The sequence below is a fragment of the Ensifer sp. EB106-03-01-XG145 genome (assembly GCF_058792075.1).
On the sequence record NZ_JBYTEC010000010.1, the window covers coordinates 181,554 to 203,353 of the forward strand.

General features: G+C 62.9%; 18 protein-coding genes. 10 read left to right on the top strand and 8 right to left on the bottom strand.

Annotated features, from left to right (window positions below):
- From AC3WWH_RS22775 to AC3WWH_RS22795, 5 genes are read left to right on the top strand one after another with little or no spacing between them, the layout of a single operon-like run.
- Positions 1-1,254, top strand: a complete 1,254-nt coding sequence (locus AC3WWH_RS22775; RefSeq protein ID WP_058324136.1) for a vWA domain-containing protein — start codon at positions 1-3, stop codon at positions 1,252-1,254.
- A 24-nt stretch (positions 1,255-1,278) separates the two neighbouring features.
- A complete protein-coding gene (locus tag AC3WWH_RS22780) occupies positions 1,279-1,611 on the top strand; it encodes an XdhC family protein (protein WP_058324137.1) in 333 nt (110 codons plus the stop codon).
- A gap of 2 nt (positions 1,612-1,613) precedes the next feature.
- Positions 1,614-2,321, top strand: coding sequence for an XdhC family protein (locus AC3WWH_RS22785; RefSeq protein ID WP_058324138.1), 708 nt, complete (start codon positions 1,614-1,616; stop codon positions 2,319-2,321).
- Positions 2,318-3,934, top strand: coding sequence for an NTP transferase domain-containing protein (locus tag AC3WWH_RS22790; RefSeq protein ID WP_058324139.1), 1,617 nt, complete (start codon positions 2,318-2,320; stop codon positions 3,932-3,934). The genes AC3WWH_RS22785 and AC3WWH_RS22790 overlap by 4 nt, the downstream gene beginning before the upstream one ends.
- 4 nt (positions 3,935-3,938) lie before the next feature.
- On the top strand, positions 3,939-4,256 hold the full coding sequence (locus AC3WWH_RS22795) for a TfoX/Sxy family protein (protein WP_058324140.1): 318 nt from the start codon (positions 3,939-3,941) through the stop codon (positions 4,254-4,256).
- 97 nt (positions 4,257-4,353) lie between these two features.
- On the opposite strand, the gene AC3WWH_RS22800 is transcribed toward AC3WWH_RS22795, so the two are convergent.
- The 5 genes from AC3WWH_RS22800 to AC3WWH_RS22820 all read right to left on the bottom strand — a co-directional run bounded on the left by AC3WWH_RS22800 (position 4,354) and on the right by AC3WWH_RS22820 (position 9,282).
- The gene (locus tag AC3WWH_RS22800; protein WP_058324141.1) at positions 4,354-4,821 is read right to left on the bottom strand and encodes an NUDIX domain-containing protein; all 468 of its coding nucleotides are present in this window, start codon (positions 4,819-4,821) and stop codon (positions 4,354-4,356) included.
- Positions 4,822-4,829: 8 nt separating this feature from the next.
- Positions 4,830-6,344, bottom strand: coding sequence for a DEAD/DEAH box helicase (locus tag AC3WWH_RS22805; RefSeq protein ID WP_058324142.1), 1,515 nt, complete (start codon positions 6,342-6,344; stop codon positions 4,830-4,832).
- Positions 6,345-6,543: 199 nt separating this feature from the next.
- Positions 6,544-7,875 carry a M23 family metallopeptidase gene (locus tag AC3WWH_RS22810; RefSeq protein WP_058324143.1) on the bottom strand — a complete coding sequence of 444 codons (1,332 nt, stop codon included), beginning with the start codon at positions 7,873-7,875 and terminating at the stop codon, positions 6,544-6,546.
- A 103-nt stretch (positions 7,876-7,978) separates the two neighbouring features.
- Positions 7,979-8,806, bottom strand: coding sequence for a ferritin-like domain-containing protein (locus AC3WWH_RS22815; protein WP_058324144.1), 828 nt, complete (start codon positions 8,804-8,806; stop codon positions 7,979-7,981).
- 8 nt (positions 8,807-8,814) lie between these two features.
- The gene (locus tag AC3WWH_RS22820) at positions 8,815-9,282 is read right to left on the bottom strand and encodes a peroxiredoxin (RefSeq protein WP_058324145.1); all 468 of its coding nucleotides are present in this window, start codon (positions 9,280-9,282) and stop codon (positions 8,815-8,817) included.
- A 412-nt stretch (positions 9,283-9,694) separates the two neighbouring features.
- Here AC3WWH_RS22820 and AC3WWH_RS22825 point away from each other — a divergent pair, with 412 nt between their 5' ends.
- Positions 9,695-13,087, top strand: a complete 3,393-nt coding sequence (locus tag AC3WWH_RS22825; protein WP_058324146.1) for a YhdP family protein — start codon at positions 9,695-9,697, stop codon at positions 13,085-13,087.
- Positions 13,088-13,138: 51 nt separating this feature from the next.
- On the opposite strand, the gene tyrS is transcribed toward AC3WWH_RS22825, so the two are convergent.
- Positions 13,139-14,392 carry a tyrosine--tRNA ligase gene (gene tyrS, locus AC3WWH_RS22830; RefSeq protein ID WP_058324147.1) on the bottom strand — a complete coding sequence of 418 codons (1,254 nt, stop codon included), beginning with the start codon at positions 14,390-14,392 and terminating at the stop codon, positions 13,139-13,141.
- 98 nt (positions 14,393-14,490) lie between these two features.
- Between tyrS and AC3WWH_RS22835 the strand changes: the two genes are divergently transcribed.
- Entirely contained in the window at positions 14,491-15,618 is a 1,128-nt protein-coding gene (locus AC3WWH_RS22835) for an anhydro-N-acetylmuramic acid kinase (protein WP_058324148.1), read from the top strand.
- Between the two features lie 135 nt (positions 15,619-15,753).
- A complete protein-coding gene (locus AC3WWH_RS22840; RefSeq protein ID WP_058324149.1) occupies positions 15,754-16,953 on the top strand; it encodes a GGDEF domain-containing protein in 1,200 nt (399 codons plus the stop codon).
- 11 nt (positions 16,954-16,964) lie between these two features.
- On the opposite strand, the gene AC3WWH_RS22845 is transcribed toward AC3WWH_RS22840, so the two are convergent.
- Both AC3WWH_RS22845 and AC3WWH_RS22850 read right to left on the bottom strand, forming a co-directional pair.
- Positions 16,965-17,867, bottom strand: coding sequence for an alpha/beta fold hydrolase (locus tag AC3WWH_RS22845; RefSeq protein ID WP_348272226.1), 903 nt, complete (start codon positions 17,865-17,867; stop codon positions 16,965-16,967).
- Between the two features lie 238 nt (positions 17,868-18,105).
- Positions 18,106-18,783 (bottom strand): alpha/beta hydrolase, encoded by a 678-nt coding sequence (locus AC3WWH_RS22850; protein WP_057250211.1) that lies wholly within the window; start codon positions 18,781-18,783, stop codon positions 18,106-18,108.
- Between the two features lie 224 nt (positions 18,784-19,007).
- On the opposite strand from AC3WWH_RS22850, the gene AC3WWH_RS22855 reads away from it, so the two are divergent.
- Positions 19,008-20,174 (top strand): cysteine desulfurase family protein, encoded by a 1,167-nt coding sequence (locus AC3WWH_RS22855; protein ID WP_058324150.1) that lies wholly within the window; start codon positions 19,008-19,010, stop codon positions 20,172-20,174.
- A 151-nt stretch (positions 20,175-20,325) separates the two neighbouring features.
- Positions 20,326-21,795, top strand: a complete 1,470-nt coding sequence (gene sufB, locus AC3WWH_RS22860) for a Fe-S cluster assembly protein SufB (RefSeq protein WP_492377284.1) — start codon at positions 20,326-20,328, stop codon at positions 21,793-21,795.
- Positions 21,796-21,800 lie beyond the last annotated feature (5 nt).

Consider the following 21,800-nt stretch of genomic DNA (forward strand, 5'->3'; position numbering starts at 1 on the left):
ATGGAGGAGCGGGAGCAGCACAGGGATGGTGCCATTGTCCCGCCGCCAGGGGAAAGCGACGGCCGGCTTGCCGACAACATCGTCTTCTTCGCACGCGCCCTGCGTCGCGCCGGCATCAAGATCGGGCCCGGTGCCATCGCCGATGCCATCGATGCGGTGGCACTGATCGGAATCGGCGGCCGGGATGCGTTTTACGCCGCACTGCAATGCGTCTTCGTGAAGCGCCACGAGGACCAGCCGGTGTTCGACGAAGCCTTTCGGCTGTTCTGGCGCTCGCGCGGCCTCGTCGAGAAGATGATCGCGATGATGTCGCCGCTGGCGCCGGAGCGCGAAAGCGAGCGGCACCAGCGGCGTGCCGGCGAGACACGCGTCAGCGATGCGTTGCTTTCCGGGCACGAAGCGGATCGACCGCCACGTGAGGAACCCGAGATCGATATCGATGCGCGCTTCACGGTTTCGGGCCGCGAGCTCCTGCGTCGGGCCGATTTCGCGCAGATGAGTGCTGCCGAACTTGCCGAGGCGAAACGCGCCCTTGCCGCGCTGACGCTGCCGATGGACCGTGTCGTAACCCGTCGCTTCCGCCCATCGAAGAGGCAGATCCGCATCGACCCGCGCGCCACCATGCGTGACGCGATGCGTTTCGGCGGGGAACTGATCCTGCCGCGGTTCCGGGAGCGGCGTGTGGTGCATCCGCCGCTCGTCGTGCTTGCCGACATCTCGGGCTCGATGAGCCAGTACACCCGCATCTTTCTGCATTTCCTGCATGCGTTGACCGAGGAGCGGCGGCGCGTGCACACCTTCCTGTTCGGCACACGGCTGACCAATGTCTCCCGCCAGTTGCGCAATCGCGATCCGGATGCCGCGATCGACGACTGCGTGGCTGCGGTGAAGGACTGGTCCGGCGGTACGCGCATTGGCGAAACGCTGCATGAATTCAACAGACGCTGGTCGCGGCGCGTGCTCGGACAAGGCGCCATCGTGCTGATGATCACCGATGGCCTGGAGCGTGACGATGTGGGCGATCTTGAAATCGAAATCGATCGACTGCACCGGTCCTGCCGCCGGCTGATCTGGCTCAACCCGCTGCTGCGCTTCGACGGCTTCGAGGCGCGTGCGCGCGGCGTCAGAGCGATGCTGCCGCATGTTGACGAATTCCGGGCGGTGCACAATCTTGAATCGATTGGGGAACTGGTGAAGGCGCTTTCCGGGCAGGGTTCCCGGCAGGCTAACCCGCGGCGGTTCCTCAGATCTTGATCTGTCCGGCGGGAGGGTGGCAACATGCTGGAAGCTGCAAATGTTCTGGATCCGCTCGACATCGCCCAAGCCTGGATGAAGGAAGGGCGTAAGGTGGCGATTGCCACCGTGATCGAAACCTGGGGCTCGGCGCCGCGCCCCGTCGGCAGCCATCTGGTGATCGACGGCGACGGCAATTTTCAGGGCTCGGTTTCCGGCGGCTGCGTCGAAGGCGCCGTCATCACCGAAGCGGCAGATGTCATCGCTTCGGGCGCGCCAAGGATCCTCGATTTCGGCGTTGCGGACGAAACCGCCTGGCGCGTGGGACTTTCCTGCGGCGGCAGGATCCGGGTCCTTGTTGAACGGGTCGAAGGCTAGCGATGGAACGGAGGATTCTTGAAGCACTCAATGCGGCGCGTTCGGCGCGTCGGGCGGTTGTCACTGTCAGCGCTCTAGCCGGCAGCAGCAGCCAGGTCTATCTCGAGGGCGATGATTGTCCGGATGTCTGGCGCGGCCCGGTCGCGCGCGCCCTGCAATCCGGCAAGGCCGGGATCGTGGAGACGGAGCAGGGCTCTTTCTTCCTCAATGTCTACTTGCCGCCGCCACGCATTCTCGTCATCGGCGCCGTGCATATTTCACAGGCCTTGGCCCAGCTGGCGCCCGTTGCCGGTTTCGACATGACGATCATCGATCCGCGTACTGCCTTCGCAACGCCGGAACGTTTCGCAGGCGTCGAGCTCATCGCCGAATGGCCCGAGGATGCCCTGAAACAGAGGCCGCTCGACCGCTTCACCGCCGTGCTGGCCGTCACCCATGATCCGAAAATCGACGACGAACCAATCCGGGTCGCCCTTGCAGCCGGCTGTTTCTACGTCGGCGCGCTCGGCAGCCGGAAAACCCATGCGACACGGGTCGAACGGTTGCGACAGGCCGGTGTTTCCGATGTTGACATAGCCCGCATCCGCGCACCGATCGGCCTCGATATCGGTGCGGCGAGCCCGGCCGAGATCGCCGTCGCCATCCTGGCCGAAATCATCGAGGCGCTACGGCGCCGCGATACCAGCCATGTCAAAGGAGTGATTGCGTGAGGTTCGGGCCGGTCAAGACCAGCGAAGCGGAGGGCGCCATGCTGGCGCATGCGGTCAAGACGGATGAGATCCGGCTGCCGAAGGGTCACCGGCTTTCGCCCGCCGATATCGCCGCCTTGATCGCCTGCGGCACGCTGGAGGTGGTTGTTGCGCGCCTTGACCCCGGCGATCTCATGGAAGACGAGGCCGCAACGCGCATTGCGGCGGCAATTGCACCCGACCACCTGCGCTTCTCTCAGGCGGCAACCGGGCGTGTGAACGTCTACTCTCGGGTTGCCGGCCTCTTCGTCGCGAAGCGCGACACCGTCAACCGATTGAACCGCATCGATCCCGCCATCACGCTCGCCTGCCTTGCCGACCATGTGCCTGTGCAGGCCGGCGACATGGTCGCGACGATCAAGATCATTCCACTCGCCGTGGCCGGCCAACTCGTCGAGGAAGCACAGAAGCTGCTCCGGAGCCATGCCGCCTTCGAAGTAAAACCCTTTTCCGCGCGACGCGCAGCGCTAATAGCAACTCAGTTGCCGACACTGAAACCCCAGGTCATGGACAAGACGAAAACCATCCTGGCGGCTCGCCTGCGGCAATCGGGAAGCGAGCTTGTGACCGAGCGACGCGTCGCACACACGGAAGGCGCGGTCGCCGCGGCAATCGACGAACTCCAGGCCGACCATGACCTGCTGGTGGTCTTCGGTGCTTCCGCTGTCGCCGATCCGGATGATGTGATTCCCGCGGCGGTTCGTCGGGCAGGCGGCGTCGTCGATCATGTCGGCATGCCCGTCGATCCCGGCAATCTTCTCGTTCTTGGCCGTGTCGGCGAGATCCCCGTGATCGGGGCTCCCGGATGCGCCCGCAGCCCGCGCGAGAACGGATTCGACTGGATCCTCGACCGTATCCTCGCCGGCGAGTGGCCGAGCTTCGACGACATAACCGGCCTTGGCGTCGGTGGTTTGCTCGGCGAAATCCCGACCCGGCCGCAGCCGCGTGAAAAAGCAACGGCGTTGCCGTTAGGACCGGTCGAGATCGTCGTTCTGGCCGCCGGCCGCGCCAGCCGGATGGGACCGGACGGCGGGCACAAGCTGCTGGCGACCTTTGACGGCGTGCCGCTGGTTCGCCGCAGCGTCGAGGCAGCGATTGCTGCGGCCCCCGGCGGGGTTGTCGTGGTCACCGGCCACCGCGAGACCGATATCCGCGCTGCGTTGGAGGGTCTGCCCGCGAAGCTCGTCTCGAATCCAGACTACATGTCCGGAATGGCCTCATCTCTGACGATTGGACTTTCGGCCATCAACGAGCGATCCGCGGGCATGTTGGTCATGCTCGCCGACATGCCGGGCGTCAGCAGCGGCGATCTGCGCAGGTTGCTCGATCGTTTTGCGGCCGAAGGCGGCCGCGCCGTCATTCGGGCAACCGCCGATGGGCAACGCGGCAATCCGGTCATCCTGCCGCGGCAAACCTTTTCCGCTGTCCGTCTTTTGGTTGGAGACGTTGGCGCAAGGCACATCATCGAGAAGTGCGGACTGCCGGTCATCGATGTCGAGCTTGGTTCGGCGGCGCGGCTTGATCTCGACACGCCGGAGCAGATTGTGGCTGCCGGCGGTATCCTGGAGGAATGAACGCGTGGACAATGCTGCCATCGAGGAGATGTTCGAGACGCTGGGGCCGGTGACCATCAAGCGGATGTTCGGCGGCAAGGGGATCTATTGCCAGGGCATCATCTTCGCACTCGAGGTGGACGGAGAAATCCTCCTGAAGGGGGACGAGCAGACGGCGCCGACCTTCGAGGCGGCCGGCTCCCGGCAATGGGCCTATGATGGCAAGGGCAAGCCGGTGAAGATGCCCTATTGGAGCATACCGGACGACGCCTTTGACGACCCCGACGAGATGGCGCGCTGGGTGCGGCTTGCCTATGAAGCAGCGTTACGATCGAGAAAATAGAGGATAAACCCGCCGGCGGAGGCAATCCGCGACGACTGCGCCGCTAGAGGATCCCGCTCTCAAGTGGAATCACTGGAGGCGGAAAGATGCTCTATAATCAAAGTGCTAGAGCGTCCTTTGTGCCTTCGCTTGAACGCACGGCGCTCTTGTGCTCCAGCCTGCGCAACGCATCGACTGCGTCGGCCGTAAAACGTGACAGCGGCTGGGGCAGGGCATCGAGATCGAACCAGCCGAGAGCGGAAAGCTTGTCCGGCTCGGTGAGTTCAGGCTCACCGATAAAGTCCCGGGTCACATAGATCATCGAGATCCAGTGCTGGCGGTCAGCCTCGATCACCTGTTCGCTGAGGCAGAGGAACTCGCTCGAACGGATCTGGAGGCCGCTTTCCTCTTCGGCCTCGCGCCGCGCTGCGGCTTCCGAGCGTTCCATATGATCGACCTTGCCGCCGACGATGTTCCAGTGCTCGGCTTCAGGCGCGTTAACGCGCTTGTAGAGCAGGATCTTGCCGTCGCGCACGATTGCAAGTCCGCAGCCGAGACCCGGAAAATCGATGCCCGGCAGGCCCATAGGTTTAATCAGGCCTTGCCGGCAATCAGCATGAAAGCGGGGATTTCGTCGCCGAAGCCAACGGGCGTCGGGCCGTCATCATAGTCGCGGCGGTGACGGTTGCGGCGATCGCGATTGTCATCGTTGGCCGGGTTCGATGCGCGCACCGGACGATCGGCGCGGTTGTTCTGTCCCTGCTTGTTTTCTGCGCTGCGTGCCGGTTTCACCGATTCCGCCCTTTCCACGACTGTTGCAACTTCGGCCTCACTATCGACACGCACGGTATCGGATTTATGATCGGCGCGAGCCCTCGGGCCGCGATCCCCATCTTTTTTCCGGTCCTTGCGACCATCGCGATCGCGACCGCGATCGCGGCGACCGCTGTCGTGGCTTTCCATCGGCTCGGGCAAATTGGAAAGGTCGCCGTTCAGCCATTCGACCTTCTGGCCGATCAGCTTCTCGATCGCATCGGAGAACTTCGTGTCGCGCTTGGTCACAAGCGTGAAGGAGGCGCCAGAGCGACCGGCACGGCCGGTGCGGCCGATCCGGTGAACATAGTCTTCCGCATGGATCGGAACGTCGAAATTGAAGACATGGCTGACATCGGGGATGTCGAGGCCGCGGGCAGCAACATCGGATGCAACGAGCAGCGTGATATTGTTGTCCTTGAAGCCGGCAAGCATGGCCATGCGCGAGCGCTGGTCCATGTCACCATGCAGGGCGCCGACCGAGAAGCCATGACGCTCGAGCGACCGAAAGAGGTCGGCGACATCCTTCTTGCGGTTGCAGAAGATGATGGCGTTCTTCAGATCGTCTTGGGCGCGAATCAGATCGCGCAGCACCGCGCGCTTTTCGTAATCCTTGGCGTGCGCCGCGACGAAGCGCTGTGTCACCGTCTGTGCCGTGGAGGCCGGGCGGGCGACTTCGACGCGCTCCGGGTTCTGCAGGAAGCGATCGGCGAGCTTCTGGATTTCCGGCGGCATGGTCGCCGAGAAGAACAGAGTCTGACGCGTGAACGGGATCATCTTGGCGATGCGTTCGATGTCGGGAATGAAGCCCATGTCGAGCATGCGGTCGGCTTCGTCGATGACCAGGATCTCGACGCCGGTCATCAGCAGCTTGCCGCGCTCGAAGTGATCAAGCAGGCGGCCGGGCGTGCAGATCAGAACGTCTGCGCCGCGCTCGAGCTTGCGATCCTGCTCATCGAACGAAACGCCGCCGATCAGAAGCGCGATGTTGAGCTTGTGGTTCTTGCCGTACTTGTCGAAGTTCTCCGCGACCTGGGCGGCGAGTTCGCGCGTCGGCTCCAGGATGAGCGTGCGCGGCATGCGGGCGCGGGCGCGGCCCTTTTCCAGCAGCGTCAACATCGGCAGCACGAACGAAGCGGTCTTACCCGTTCCCGTCTGGGCGATGCCCAGAATGTCACGACGCTGCAGGGCCGGCGGAATGGCGCCAGCCTGGATCGGGGTCGGGATTGTGTAGCCCGCATCGGTGACAGCGGAGAGAACTTTTTGGCTCAGGCCAAGGTCAGCAAAATTGGTCAAAGGGAAATCTGTTTCCGTTCCGGTTCAATAGAACACTGATCGATCGATGGAAAACGCACGAGACGTGGCCGCGCTCATAAGCTGAACGTCGCTGAAAGTCAAGAAATCCAGCACGTTGAAGCAGCAAAAGGTAAATAGTGGCGAATCTGTCGCATTTCTTGTCAAGCCGCGCAAGACCTGGAGACAGCCAAACGACCCGTCAGTTCATGTAGGAGGCGAGCTTCCGGCTGGCATCGAGAAAGCGCATGGGATCCACCGCCTCGCCATTCAGGCGGATTTCATAATGAAGGTGCGGACCGGTGGAACGACCCGTATTGCCGGACTTGGCAATGACTTCACCTTCCGTCACCTGGTCGCCAACCTTCACCAGAACGGCGGAAAGGTGGGCGTATCGGCTCGACACGCCGTTTCCGTGGTCGATTTCGACCATGTTCCCGTAGCCGCCGGTCAGGCCGGCATTCGTCACGGTGCCGGGCGCGGCCGCGCGAATGCGCGTGCCGACCGTCGCGCGGAAGTCGATGCCGGCATGGAGCGCCAGGCGACCGAGGAACGGATCAAGACGGTTGCCGAAGTCGCTGGTGATGTCGCTCGCCGGAGACGGGTTGCCGAACGGCAGCGCGCGGACCTGCGCCCGCGTCCGTTCCAGTTCCAGAAGAGCCGTATCGAGAGCCGCCAGCGACTGGCCGAACTCGTCATCATTCGCCGGTTCGACGAACGGGCCGCCAATGGCGCTATCGACAGAGTCAGACGTCGCGACGGGGACCATTGCTGCGACATCGCCGACCGGCAGGTCGACACCGGTCCGACCGACGATCGAGCGAATCGCACCCGACGTCTTTGCAGCACCATCCGTCAGTTGCTTCAGTCGCGCCATTTGTTCGAGTTCGACGTCCTTCAGCGACAGCGTCACTTTGGAGAATATCCGGTCGGCACGGTCCGAGGTCGATTCGGCCGCATCGGGTGCGGCATAGGCGAGGGGAGCGGGACGAATTGCACCGGTGACCGACGCGCCGCTCAGGCCCATCAATTTCTCGATCGCCTTTACGCCGCCGCTGCTGGCGTCGGCCCGTTTCTCAAAGGCGAGGGGTTCAATCTCCGGGGTCCCGTTGCTTTCCGTCGTCAGGCCGGAACTTTCGGCCCTTTCGACCAGGGCGCCGAGCTTTCCGTTGCGCGAGGTCAGCGCCATCTGCTGGCGCAGCAGCTTCTCGACCTTTTCTTCGACCACCTGCTGGTCGAGCAGTTGCCGGCTGGTGACGCGATCGACCTGCGCTCTCAACGCCGTGATTCGATCCTCGTATTCGTGCTGCATTCGCGCCTGGCGGGCGATCGTGCCGCCGATGAGATCGTCGCGCAGGACCAGATAGGATGTGGCCGCGAGATAGCCGATGCTGCAGACGCCGGCGAAGGATACGGCGATTGCCGCCATCCAGGGACGAACCGTCATGTGGCGAACCTTGTCGCCACTTGCCAGTATCAGAACGTGATTTTCCTTACGTTTTCCGAAGGCACGATTTGCCGAACGTCCAGACACCCGTTCTCTCCCGCCATGTGCGCGTTGCCTCGCATCACCTGCGGATCATTACACTTCGTTAGGGTTAACAATTGGTAAGGATGATTGCGGTTGCGTGATGCGGCTATCGGTTGGTCGAGGCGGTCATCGAGCGATAAAAGGACGGCGTCAGGCCTGCCTCGGCGCGGGCAATGTCGTTGAACGGTGCCTTCAATGGTCCGCGAAAATTGGCGCGCACCAGCGCCTGGAAGGTCACCGCGGGATCCTTCTTCTCGCGGGCGCAGAGGAAACGGAACCATTTGGCACCGACGGCAACATGGCCTTTCTCGTCTTCGTAGATCACATCCAGAACGGCGGCGCTCTCGACGTCGCCGGTTTCGCGCATCTTGGCCTGAAGGGCCGGCGTCACATCGAGACCGCGCGCTTCGAGAATGAGCGGCACCACGGCAAGGCGGGCCGTCAGGTCGTTGCGGGTATCGTGCGCCGCTTGCCAGAGCCCGTCATGGGCAGGCATGTCGCCATAGTCTGCACCGAGATCGTTCAGCCGCTGCCGGACCAGCCGGAAGTGCTTGGCCTCCTCGAAGGCGACGCGCATCCAGCCGTCAAAGAAGGAATTGGGCACCGGCTCGGTCGCAAAGCGGGCGACGATATCGAGGGCCAGGTCGACGGCGTTCAACTCGATATGGGCGATCGAGTGCAGCAAGGCGATGCGGCCCTTGAGGGAACCGAGCGACCGCCGCTTCACCTGCGTCGGCGGTGTCAGTACGGGCTTGTCCGGCCGCCCGGGGCGAACCGGAACGGGTCGGTCGAGCGGCGAGCGCAGCGACAGCGTGCGGCGCTGCCAGCGCCGTGCCGTTTCTTGCGCAAGCGCCGTCTTGACCTCGAGGTCGGCGGCGCGAATCGCTTCGACTGCGCCGCCCCGCAGGCTGTGAAACACGGGCAATTCGGTCATGGGTTTCCTCAGAGGGCCTTTGCGGCGGCCAGGACCTCCTGGGCGTGACCGTCGACCTTCACCTTTTCCCATACCCTGACGACGACGCCGTCGGCGCCGATCAGGAAGGTGCTGCGTTCGACGCCCATGTACTTGCGGCCGTACATCATTTTCTCACCCCAGACGCCGTAGGCAGTCACCACCGCCTTTTCCTCGTCGGCAGCGAGCGTCACTGTGAGGTTGTGCTTCTTGGCGAAGCGATCGTGCTTTTTCACCGAATCGGGGGAGAGGCCGATCAGCGTTATGCCGGCTGCGGCAAACTCTTCGGCAAGTTCGGAGAACGAGATCGCCTCCAGCGTGCAGGCCTGCGTATCGTCCTTCGGATAGAAAAACAGCACGACGGGGCGGCCGCGAAAGGCGGAAAGCGAGATCGTGCCGCCGCCATCGCGCGGCAGCGTGAAGTCGGGAGCGACATCTCCGGGAGCGGGTCTTGCCATGATTAAACCTTCCTTCTGCCAAGTTTTGCAGACAATCGGACGCTACTGCATGTGGCCCTTGATCGTTGCCGATCAATGCGAAATCTGCGGCAACTCAAAGTTCTACAGCGACTTCTGCGCGCCTCTTAAGGCACGCCGCGCTGTAGGGCATATCGAAATTCGTCGACTGCCGTCCAGCGCATTTGTGCTAGATTCGACAGGTTTCGGACGGCGTCAGCCGCTACGAAACGTTGCAGTCGCTCGCCCGCGCGATTCCCGTTGAGGGTGGTGGCTTTCCACAGCATGGTCCCGCGTCTCATGGTGACTCTGCACGACGACATGTGGTCTACAGGAAACGAGAACCAGCCGTCCGCAACGATTGAAAAGAAGGCGCGGCGAAAAAGCTCGTATCGAACGGAGGACGTCCGCGCTGATGAGTGAGATCCGCGGCGAAAAAGTCGGCTTTCGCAAGAAAGACATCGTCGCGCTGCATGCGTTGCCTTCGGCGCAGGCTCACGATCCCATGATCGTGCACGCACCACGCAAGCGCGCCCTGCTGCGTCTCTGTGCCAAGATTGCCCTGTCCATATCCCTGCTCGCCCTCATCATAGGGGCGATCCTCGTGACCGTGATCGAAAGCGGCATGATGGACAGCACGCTGAACGCGCGTGCCCGGACGGCCCTCAATGCTGCGCTCGGAGACGCCTACCGCGCCGACGTCGGCAGCACGGTCGTGCGCATGACGGCAAGCGGCGCGATTGCGCTCAAGGCCCGCGAGGTGGCGCTCAGCGAAGCGGCATCCGGCCAACCCGTCGCGAAGCTTCGCTCGATCTCGATCGCACTCGACCCATTGGCGCTGATGACCGGCCGCATCGCCGTCTCCAGCCTTGAAGCGGAAGGCGGCGATTTCGATACCGGGCTCCTTCCTCGGGGCGAGCCGCTCGATCTCACCAAGATCCGTATCGCCGATGTCGGCGATGCGCTCGAGGCCCTGTTCTCCCATGTCGACCGCATGTCGCAGATGGCGGCCGGGCGGGGCAGCCAGACCGTAACACTCTCCGACTTCAGTTTTTCCGTCGTCGGCGCCCGCAACCGCGTCGTTCCGGTCGTCGCCTCCGCACTCGAATTCAACCGGGATGCCAGCGGTTCGATGAGCGTCAAGGGCAGCGCCACCGTCGATGGTGTCGAGGTCGATATCACCGCCGACGCGCTTGGCCAGAGAGGGCACGTGACCGGCTTTGATGCGGCGATCACCAATCTGCCTCTCGCGCCGTTCTTCTACCACGGCAAGTCGGGTGCGGAGCAGGCCTTTGGCATCGACGCGACGGCAGGGCTGACGTTGAACGCGACGCGGGCAGTCGGGGAGGCGAAGCCGGATCTGCGCGTGGCAGTGCGCACCTCCAAGGGCACCTTCCATGCCGGCGGCCTCGTCTCGACGCTCAATCCGTCGCAAATGGACATCGCCTATGATTTCGGGCGCTCCGCGGTCGAGATCCTGCCATCGGTCGTCAAGATCGGCCGCTCGACCTTTCCGTTCACCGGCGCGGTCATCGACCTCGACAAACTTGCCGGCGCCACGGACAATGGCTTCGCGATCGATCTCCTCCTGAAGAACGCAAGCTCGGCCCCGGAAGACGTCACCGATCAGCCGCTGACCTTCGATGCCAAGGCAAGCGGCCGGTTCACCGCAGACACCCACCGGTTGATCTTCGATCAGCTCGCCGTGTCGAGCCCGCTTGGCTCGATGTATGGCTCGCTTTCGGTCGCCTTCGGCAAGACCTCGCCGCAGATCAGCTTTGCCGCCGTCAGCGACCGCATGGAGGCGACGGCCGTCAAGCAGTTGTGGCCGTGGTGGATCGCCAAGGGCGCTCGCCGTTGGGCGATCGGCAACCTCTTCGGCGGCATAGTCACCAATGCGCGCATCGAAGTGTCAGTTGCCGAAGGCCGGATTGCCAACAACGAAGGGGAGTTGAAGCTCAACGAACAGGAGCTCAACATCAACTTCGACATCGACGACACCCGCATCAACATAACCGGCGAGATACCGCCGCTGCGCGACACCTCCGGCAAGTTCAAGCTGAGCGGCCAGCGCATGACGGTTGAGATCGGGCAGGGCACCGCCTATTTCCCGTCGGGACGGTCCGTGGCGCTCAACGGCGGCGACTTCATCCTCCCCGATGTCTACACCAAGCCGCTGATGGCGGAGATGAAGATCGAGGTTGGAGGTGCTGCGGATGCGATTGCCGAACTCGTCACCTACAAACCGATCCAGGCACTGCAAAAGACGTCGCTGCTGCCGGAGGACTTCAGCGGTCCTCTCACCGCGCTTGTCGGTGCGCGCTTCGGCCTGATCTCGGACCAGCGCCCGCCCAAGCCGCTGTGGCAGGTGGAGATGCAACTGGACAAGGTCAGCGTCAACAGGGCGTTCTATGGCCGGCCGGTATCCGACCTCGTCGGAACGTTCCGGGTCGACAATCAGCAGGCCGTGCTCGATGCCGACGCGCAACTGGAGGGCGCCAAGGTCAGCATTGCGTTGACGGAACCGGTCGATAGCGATTCGAAGGTCAAGCGCTCGCGTGAGATTTCAGGCACCTTGGACCAGGGTGTCTGGCAGAAGCTGGCGCCGGGCCTGTCGAAGATCGTCTCCGGACCGATCAGTGCCGACGTGACGATTGGCGATCAGGATCGGGTAGAGGCGAAGATCGGGCTCGCAAAGGCCGCTCTGTCCTTGCCGTGGATCGGCTGGAGCAAAGGAGCCGGCATTCCGGCGGAGGCGCGTTTCACGGCGAGCAAGTCTAATGACACCGTCGTCATCTCCGATTTTGCCGTCGCCGGAGACGGTTTCGGTGCACGGGGTGATCTGCAGGTGGACGGTGGCGGACTGGTCTCCGCCCGCCTCGACAACGTCCGACTGGCCCAGGGCGACGACTTCAAGGTTTCGGTCGACCGCGGCAAGGGGGGCTATACGGCCACGCTCAGCGGCGCCGCTGCAGACATCAGGCCGATCCTCGCGCAGATGAAGGCGGGAAGCGACCAGAGCCAGGGCGGCGGCGACGACATCACCATCAAGGCACAGCTCGATCGCGTCACTGGCTTCAACGGCGAATCCCTGTCGAATGTGAACCTGGTCTATGCCGAACGCGGCAGCCAGATCGAGGACGTCAATCTTTCGGCTGTCACCGGCAGCGGTCAGGCACTTGTCGCCCGGATTGCCAAGGCCGGCGCCGATAATACGCTTGAGCTGACCACAGGCGACGCCGGCGCGCTGGCACGCTTTGCCGATATCTACCAGAACATGCGCGGCGGCCTGCTCAATCTCAAACTGCGCGATCGTGGCGGGCGTTCCTGGCGCGGGAGCGTCGACATCCGCAAGTTCCAGCTCGTCGGCGAACAACGCCTGCAATCGATGGTGTCGACGCCAACAGGCGCCGACGGGCGAAGCCTCAACCAGGCCGTCCGCCGCGACATCGACGTGAGCTCGGCCCGCTTCGAGCGCGGTTTCGCCCAGCTCGCGCTCGACCGCGGCGCGATCCGCGTCGATGGCGGCGTGTTGCGCGGCACCGACGTCGGCGCGACCTTCCAGGGGACGGTGCGCGATAACAACGGCATCATGGATATGACCGGCACCTTCATGCCGGCCTATGGCTTGAACCGTATCTTTGGCGAACTGCCGCTGATCGGCGTTCTGCTCGGCAATGGCCGCGACCGCGGCCTGCTCGGCATCACTTTCAAGCTCAACGGTCCCTTCAATCAGCCGAAGTTGACGGTCAATCCCCTGTCGATCATCGCGCCGGGCGTCTTCCGCAGCATCTTCGAGTTCCAATGAAAAAGGCCGGCGTGGTGGCCGGCCTCAGTCATCTATTCGTTGTGGCTCGGCTCAAGCCGGGCGCACGAGGATGTGCTTCTTCTTGCCGAGCGACAGCTTGACGACATTATCGGCGGTGACGTCACCGGTGCCGATCAGGCGACGCTCGTCGCTGACCGCCTCGTCGTTGATCCTGACGGCACCGCCTTGCACGTGGCGACGGGCTTCGCCGTTGGAGGCGGCGAGGCCGGCGCGCACGATCAGCGTCAAAAGCCCGAGGCCGGCTTCGAGCTCGGCGGTCGGGATTTCGACCGAAGGCAGGTTGTCGGCGAGCGCGCCTTCCTCGAAGGTCTTGCGCGCAGTCTCCGCGGCCTGCTCGGCGGCAGGGCGACCGTGCAGCATGGCGGTGATTTCCGTCGCCAGGATCTTCTTGACCTCGTTGATCTCCGACCCGCCAAGCTTCGACAACCGCTCGATCTCGGCCATCGGCAGCGTCGTATAGAGCTTCAGGAAGCGGGTGACGTCCGCGTCCTCGGTGTTGCGCCAGTACTGCCAGAAGTCATAGGCCGACAGCATATCCGGGTTGAGCCAGATCGCGCCGTTGACCGACTTGCCCATCTTGGCGCCCGACGACGTCGTCAACAGCGGCGAGGTCAGCGCATAGAGCTGCGGCGTACCCATGCGGTGGCCGAGGTCGATGCCGTTGATGATGTTGCCCCACTGGTCCGATCCCCCCATCTGCAGGCGGCAGCCGGTGCGCTTGTGCAGTTCCACGAAGTCGTAGGCCTGCAGGATCATGTAGTTGAACTCGAGGAACGACAGCGATTGCTCGCGATCGAGCCGCGTCTTGACGCTGTCGAAGGACAGCATGCGGTTGACCGAGAAGTGACGGCCGACGTCGCGCAGGAACTCGAGGTAGTTGATGCCGAGCAGCCAGTCGGCGTTGTTGATCATCAACGCGTCCTTGGGGCCGTCGCCATAGGTGAGATAGTTGGAGAAGACCGTCTTGATGCTGGCGATATTGGCTTCGATCGTCGCCGGCGTCATCAACTGGCGCGCCTCATCCTTGAAGGACGGATCGCCCACCATGCCGGTGCCACCGCCCATCAGCGAGATCGGCCGATGGCCGGTCGCCTGCATCCAGTGCAGCATCATGATCTGAATGAGACCGCCGGCATGCAGGCTCGGTGCGGTCGGGTCGAAGCCGATATAGGCCGTCACGATTTCCTTCCGGAACAGTTCATCCAGGCCAGACTCGTCGGAGATCTGGTGGATGAAACCACGCTCGCTGAGGGTGTGAAGGAAATCGGACTTGAAACCGGACATATTCTGTCTCTCTTGCGGGGAAGTTTTTGAACGAACGGGCGTTTAGCACTGTTTCCGCGCATAATCACTTCAAAAGTGATTCTGGAAATGTTGACGGCATGACACGGACAAGAACGGCAATCGGCCTGATGAGCGGCACGAGCATGGACGGCATCGACGTCGCCATGCTGAGGACGGACGGCGAAGACATCGTCGAGCGCGGCCCCTCCGCCGGCTTTGCCTATGACGCCCGCTTTCGCGACCGGCTGAAGCAGGGACTGGTCGACGCAAAGACGATCACGCAACGGGATCAAAGGCCCGGCGCGCTGTCGCAGCTTGAGCGCGACCTGACGCTGCGGCATGCCGAAGCAGTCAAAGCCTTCCTGCAGCAAAACGACCTGTCGCCGACGGCTATCGACGTGATCGGCTTCCACGGGCAGACCGTGCTGCACCGTCCCGACGAAGCCCTGACGGTACAGGTCGGCGACGGCCCGCTGCTTGCCGGCGAAACGGCTATTGACGTCGTCTACGACATGCGCGCCAACGACATGGTGCATGGCGGGCAGGGCGCGCCGCTGATCCCCGCCTATCACGCCGCTCTGGCGCGGGGTGCAGCCGGTCTCGCGGCGCCGGTCGTCTTCGTCAATATCGGCGGCATTTCCAACCTGACCTTCATCGGCGCGGGCGAAACGCTCGTTGCCTATGACAGCGGCCCGGGCAACGCGCTGATCGATCAATGGGTCGAGGCCCGTGCCGGCATTCCCTTTGACCAGGGCGGCATGATCGCCAGCGAGGGCGCCGTTCTTCCCGATCTCGCGGAGCGCTACCTCGCCAATCCCTTTTTCACCGCGAAGCAGCGCCGGTCGCTCGACCGAAACGATTTTGCGCCGCCGACGGGAAGCGACGCCGGTCTTGCCGACGGCGCCCGCACGCTTGCCCATGTGACCGCAGCGGCGATCCTCAAGTCGGCCGTACACCTGCCGCAGCGGCCATCGACCTACATCATCTGCGGCGGCGGCCGCCTCAATCCGGTGATCATGCGCGACCTCGCGGCGCTCGCCAAGGAAGAGGGTGCAGCGGTGCTGCCGGCGGAGGACGCCGGCTTTAACGGCGATTCCATGGAGGCCGAGGCCTGGGCCTATCTCGCCGTAAGATCGCTGCAGGGCTTGCCGCTGACCTATCCGGGAACGACCGGGGTCCGGCGGCCTGTCACGGGCGGAAAACAAGCCGCCAGACCTGCTCGCTGATAGGCCCGAAACGGTATATGCTATCCACCGAATGGATTAATCAATTCTTCGCATCGGCCAATTAGGATCGGCCTCCGCGACCACCGGAGGTGGCGAAAGGCGGCTAGCCGCAGGACGAAGGTTTCGGGTTCTTCGATGGGTGGTGCGATCTCTCTGCTGGCTGTGAACTTTATCATTGCGCAGATTTTCACGGTCGCATTCCTCACCATTGCCGTAAAGAGCCGACAGCGCCGCGCGGCGCTGTGGTGCGCGGCCGGTTTTACCGTCGCGTCGCTTGCTGCCGTTTGCGAAGCGATCGTTCCCTTCTCGTCGACACCGCGGCTCTTTGCCATCGGCGCCTTCGCCTGCGTGCTCGGCGGCTTCTGTCTTCTGCGGTTCGGCCTCGGCCTCTTCTATCAGGTTCCGGTGCGTTGGCCGGTACTTGCCGCGTGTTTCGTCGTGGGCGTTGCGCTGGACATGGCGATCTACGATTTGCCGCGCGGCACCTGGCAGCACGCCATCCCTTACCAGATGCCTTTCTTCCTGATCCAGGTGTGGACCGCGTCCGTGGTGCTGCGCTCGGGGCGACGCTCGTTCTTCGACTGGCTGCTTTTCGGTCTTCTGGCGCTCTGCTCGCTCTATTATCTCGTGAAAATCTATGCCGCAGTTGCAGCCGGCTCGGGCGTCACCGCCCAGGACTACGTCTCGAGCCCATTCGCGCTCATTTCCCAGGCACTCGGCGCAATGCTGATCGTCGGGGCAGGGCTTGCCATGCTCGGCGTGATGGTGAAGGACATCGTCGACGATGTTCAGGCCCGTTCGGAAATCGACCTGCTTTCGGGGCTCTACAATCGCCGTGGCTTCATGGATCGCGTCATGCCGCTCTTGCATGCGCGTGCGACCCAGACGCCGGGCACGCTTATCCTCGCCGACCTCGATCGCTTCAAGTTGGTCAACGACACCTATGGCCACCTCGCCGGCGACGAGGTGATCCGTCGTTTTGCGCGGGTGCTGATGGACGTCATGCCGAACCGTGCCGTGGCAGGCCGCCTTGGCGGTGAGGAATTCGCGGTGTTTCTGCCCTGCACGGACTTGTCAGAAGCGCGCGTCGTCGCGCACGGCATGCGCGCTGCCATCATGTCCCAGCAAATCGCCGGCCTGCCGGAAGCAGCGCGCGTGACGGCGAGCTTCGGCGTCACCGCCGTCGGCAGCGGCGAGGCCTTGGATCCCGTCATGCAGCGCGCCGACATGGCGCTCTACTCGGCCAAGGCAAACGGGCGCAATCGGGTCGAATGCACGGAGACGCCGACCACGGTCGTCAATCCGACCGTGCCGCAGTGGGTCGGTCGCCCCTAGGGGCCGCGGGCTCAAGCATAGATTGGACGGGCGTCCGCAAGCGCGCCGGATGTCTTGCCGATACCCTTCGCCTGCAGAAAGCGAAGAATGTCCAGAGTGAACTGGTCAGGATCCTGCAAGAGGGAGAAGTGACTGACTTCCGGTTGGATCAGCAAACCGGAGTTCGGAATGTTGTCGGCGATGAACAGTGTATCCGTTCGCTTGATGACTTCCTCGTGATCGCCATCCACGACCCAGACGGGAACCCGGATTCCCTGGAGATCGCGGTCCGTCATGTTTGGCTGTGAGGTCCACATCTTCAGCATCTGATCATAGAAGGCAGCGTATCCGCCGGGAGTGCGGGACAACCGCTCGTACTCGACGCGGGCCCGGGCCTCGTATGCGTTGAACATGGCGCTATTGGTTAGATCGAAGGTTCCGGACGGGTTGCTGTTTGCCCCGAAGGCGAATACGCCGCTGACCCGCTCGGGATGCAGCATCGCCAGCTTGAGGCCGGTAATGGCACCGTCGCTCCAGCCGACAATGGCACTTCTGGGTATGTTCAGCTGTTCCATCACCCCCACGACGTCGGAAACCATGAGGTCGTAACCGACAAGGTTGTCCCAGGTGCTGCGGCCGTGGCCGCGGCTGTCGAGAACGATGACTTGGTAGAACTTGGCGAGTTCAGGAACCTGGCGCCCCCAATAGTCGGAATTGGCCAGGCCTCCATGCAACATGATGATGGGCTCGCCTGTGCCGTAGACCGAGTACCAGATTTCCGCACCCGATACCGGTACGAACCCGTTCTGCGTGGCCGCTGGAAGCGCCGGAGTATCCGGAAGGGTCTGCCATTTCGGTTCGCCAAATGAAACGCCCAACATTCCCGTCATCGCGATCCCCCAAAAAAGCGCCTGGCGTGACGCGCACGCCAGCACGGACAAACGGATCAACTCCAAATAACCCTGCCGTCCTTTAAACAGCTCAGACTTGCACCATACGCCGTTTGCGCGGCTCTGAAATCACCCCACCGGGTGAAGGACGACCGGGCTTCGGAGTTAAATGAGGGTAACAGCGACGCGGCGCAGCGCTCAAACGTACGCAAAGCTCGCCGCAAACGAAAAGAGCCGTGCGGTCCGAAGAACGCACGGCTCTACTGCTCAATCTACCAAACGGTCAGCGAATGCGCTTGGCGGCCGGCTCCGGCGTCAGTTCGCCGTTCAGGCGACGGTCGAGATAGTCCTCGCATTCGCCCATCAGTCCGTCGACCTGACCATTGAAGAAGTGGTTGGCGCCGGGCACCGTGCGGTGGGTGATGAGAATGCCCTTCTGCGCCTTCAGCTTCTCGACGAGACCGTTCACGTCCTTCTCCGGCGCGACCTTGTCGGAATCTCCGTTGATGATCAGGCCGGAGGACGGGCAGGGCGCCAGGAACGAAAAGTCGTAGATGTTCGGCTGCGGTGCCACGGCCATGAAGCCTTCGATCTCCGGACGGCGCATCAGGAGCTGCATGCCGATCCAGGCGCCGAAGGAATAGCCGGCAACCCAGCAGCTCTTGGAATCCGGATGCAGGCTCTGCACCCAATCGAGCGCGGACGCCGCATCCGACAGTTCGCCGGCGCCGTGGTCGAACTCACCCTGGCTGCGACCGATGCCACGGAAATTGAAACGGAGCGTGGTGAAGCCGCGCTTCTGGAACATATAGAAGAGCTGGTAGACGATCTGATTGTTCATCGTGCCGCCGAACTGCGGATGCGGGTGCAGGATGATGGCGATCGGGGCGCTCTTCTGCTTCGAAGGCTGATAACGGCCTTCGAGGCGGCCGGCGGGTCCGTTGAAAATGATTTCGGGCATTGGCTCTCCGGGAGTGTTCCTGGTTCGAATCTTGGGTTCAGATCGCGATCAGTCTTGACGAAAGCAGTCAGCTTTTCTAAAACCTAGTTTAGAACCGTTCAAAACTTCTGTGCGGGCATTCCGCCTTGTGCTTCGTCTCTTAAGGCAAGCGACGCGGAAAATTCAAGGAAAATGCATCGCCAGAGGTTGCCGGCTTGCGGCCTGTTGGTCTAGCGAAGGAAATCATGTCGGGTTCGCGCATCTACATGGACTGGAATGCCACGGCGCCGCTTCTGAGCGAAGCGCGCGAGGCCTGCCTGTTCGCGCTCGACCTCGTCGGCAACCCTTCTTCCGTCCACGGCGAGGGCCGTGCGCTGCGCACGCTCATCGAAAATGCCCGCCGTGATGTGGCCGCCCTTTGCGGTGCGAAAGCTGCCAGCGTCATCTTTACCAGCGGGGCGACGGAAGCGGCCAATCTGGTGCTGACGCCAGATTTCCGCATGGGCCGCACACCGCTCAAGATCAGCCGGCTATACGCGTCGGCGATCGAACACCCTGCGATACGCGAAGGCGGACGCTTTGCGCGCGAAGCCGTTTGCGAAATCCCGGTGACCTCGGCGGGTGTCGTCGATCTTCAGGTGCTTCGCGAACTGCTCGCAGCGCATGACCGTGAACTTGGCTTGCCGATGGTCGCCGTCATGCTGGTCAACAACGAGACCGGCATCATTCAGCCAATTGCCGAGATTGCCGAAATCGTTCGCGCCAAAGGTGGTATACTTGTCGTCGACGCGGTGCAGGCCGCGGGCCGGCTGCCGCTGGCGATCGAAGAGCTGAACGCCGATTTTCTCATTCTCTCCTCGCACAAGATCGGTGGCCCGAAAGGCGCAGGCGCGCTGGTGGCGCGCGGCGAGGTGTTGATGCCCGCACCGCTGATCCGCGGCGGCGGGCAGGAGAAGGGGCATCGTTCCGGGACTGAAAATCCTGTGGCGATTGCCGGCTTTGCCGCCGCCGCCAGAAAGGTCGGCGAAGGCGTTGGCCAGCGGATGAGCGCCGTTGGAGCGTTGCGCGACAAGCTCGAAGGCGAGATGCTGAAAGCGGCAACGGATGTGGTCATACACGGCCGCGACGTTTCGCGCGTTGGCAACACGACATTCTTCACGCTCCCTGGCCTGAAAGCCGAGACGGGACAGATCGCCTTCGATCTCGAAGGCGTCGCGCTTTCGGCCGGATCGGCCTGTTCGTCCGGCAAGGTGGGACAGAGTCACGTGCTGACGGCGATGGGCTACGATCCGCGCCAGGGTGCGCTGCGGATCTCGATCGGCGAGGCGACGACCGCGGCTGAAATCGAACGTTGCGCCGCCGCCTTCGCAAAGGTAGCAGCAAGACGCCGGGCGCCGGGGCAGGCGGCCTAAGGCGAGGCGATGGGACGAAATTGCGGAAAAGCAATTTTCCGCTTGGCAAACAGGGTGAAAAGCGCCTTTTAGCCATTACATAAGCGATGCGCTCAGTCGCATCGTGTTGACAAGCTACCGGACCTTGGATCCGGAAAGATTGGAGAACGACATGCCTGCCGTGCAGGAGACCATTGATCAGGTCCGTCAGATCGACGTCGACCAGTACAAATACGGCTTCGAAACGACCATTGAAGTCGAGAAGGCCCCGAAGGGCCTGTCGGAAGACATCATCCGCTTCATTTCGGCCAAGAAGAACGAGCCGGAATGGATGCTCGAGTGGCGCCTTGGCGCCTATCGCCGCTGGTTGACGCTCGACGAGCCGACCTGGGCCCGCGTCAGCTATCCGAAGATCGACTTCAACGACATCTACTACTATGCAGCGCCGAAGGGCATGACCGGTCCGACGTCGCTCGACGAGGTCGACCCCGAAATCCTCAAGGTCTACGAAAAGCTCGGCATTCCGCTGAAGGAACAGGAATTCCTCGCCGGCGTGCAGAAGTCGAGGATCGCCGTCGATGCCGTGTTCGACAGCGTCTCGGTCGTCACCACCTTCAAGGAAGAGCTGAAGAAGGCCGGCGTGATCTTCATGTCGATCTCCGAGGCGATCCGCGAACATCCCGAGCTGGTGCAGAAGTATCTCGGCTCCGTCGTTCCGACGACCGACAACTACTATGCGACGCTGAACTCCGCGGTCTTCACCGACGGTTCCTTCGTCTACGTGCCGAAGGGCGTTCGTTGCCCGATGGAGCTCTCCACCTATTTCCGCATCAACGAGAAGAACACCGGCCAGTTCGAACGCACGCTGATCATCGCCGAAGAGGGCGCCTACGTGTCCTATCTCGAAGGCTGCACGGCGCCGCAGCGCGACGAGAACCAGCTTCACGCTGCCGTCGTCGAGCTCGTCGCCCTCGATGAGGCCGAGATCAAGTACTCGACGGTGCAGAACTGGTATCCGGGCGACAAGGAAGGCAAGGGCGGCATCTACAACTTCGTCACCAAGCGTGGCGATTGCCGTGGCAAGAACTCCAAGATCTCCTGGACGCAGGTCGAAACCGGCTCGGCGATCACCTGGAAGTATCCGTCCTGCATCCTGCGCGGCGACGGTTCGCGCGGCGAGTTCTATTCGATCGCGGTCTCGAACGGCCACCAGCAGATCGACTCGGGCACCAAGATGATCCACCTCGGCAAGAACACGTCGAGCCGCATCGTCTCCAAGGGCATCGCTGCCGGCGTTTCGGAAAACACCTATCGCGGCCAGGTCTCGGCCCACCGCAAGGCCGAGAACGCCCGCAACTTCACCCAGTGCGATTCGCTTTTGATCGGCGACAAGTGCGGCGCGCACACCGTGCCCTATATCGAGGCGAAGAACTCGACGGCGCAGTTCGAGCATGAAGCCACGACGTCCAAGATCTCCGAGGACCAGCTGTTCTACTGCCTGCAGCGCGGCATCCCGACCGAAGCGGCGATCGCGCTGATCGTCAACGGCTTCGTCAAGGAAGTCATCCAGGAACTGCCGATGGAATTCGCCGTCGAAGCGCAGAAGCTGATTGGCATCTCGCTGGAAGGCTCCGTCGGCTAAGGCCC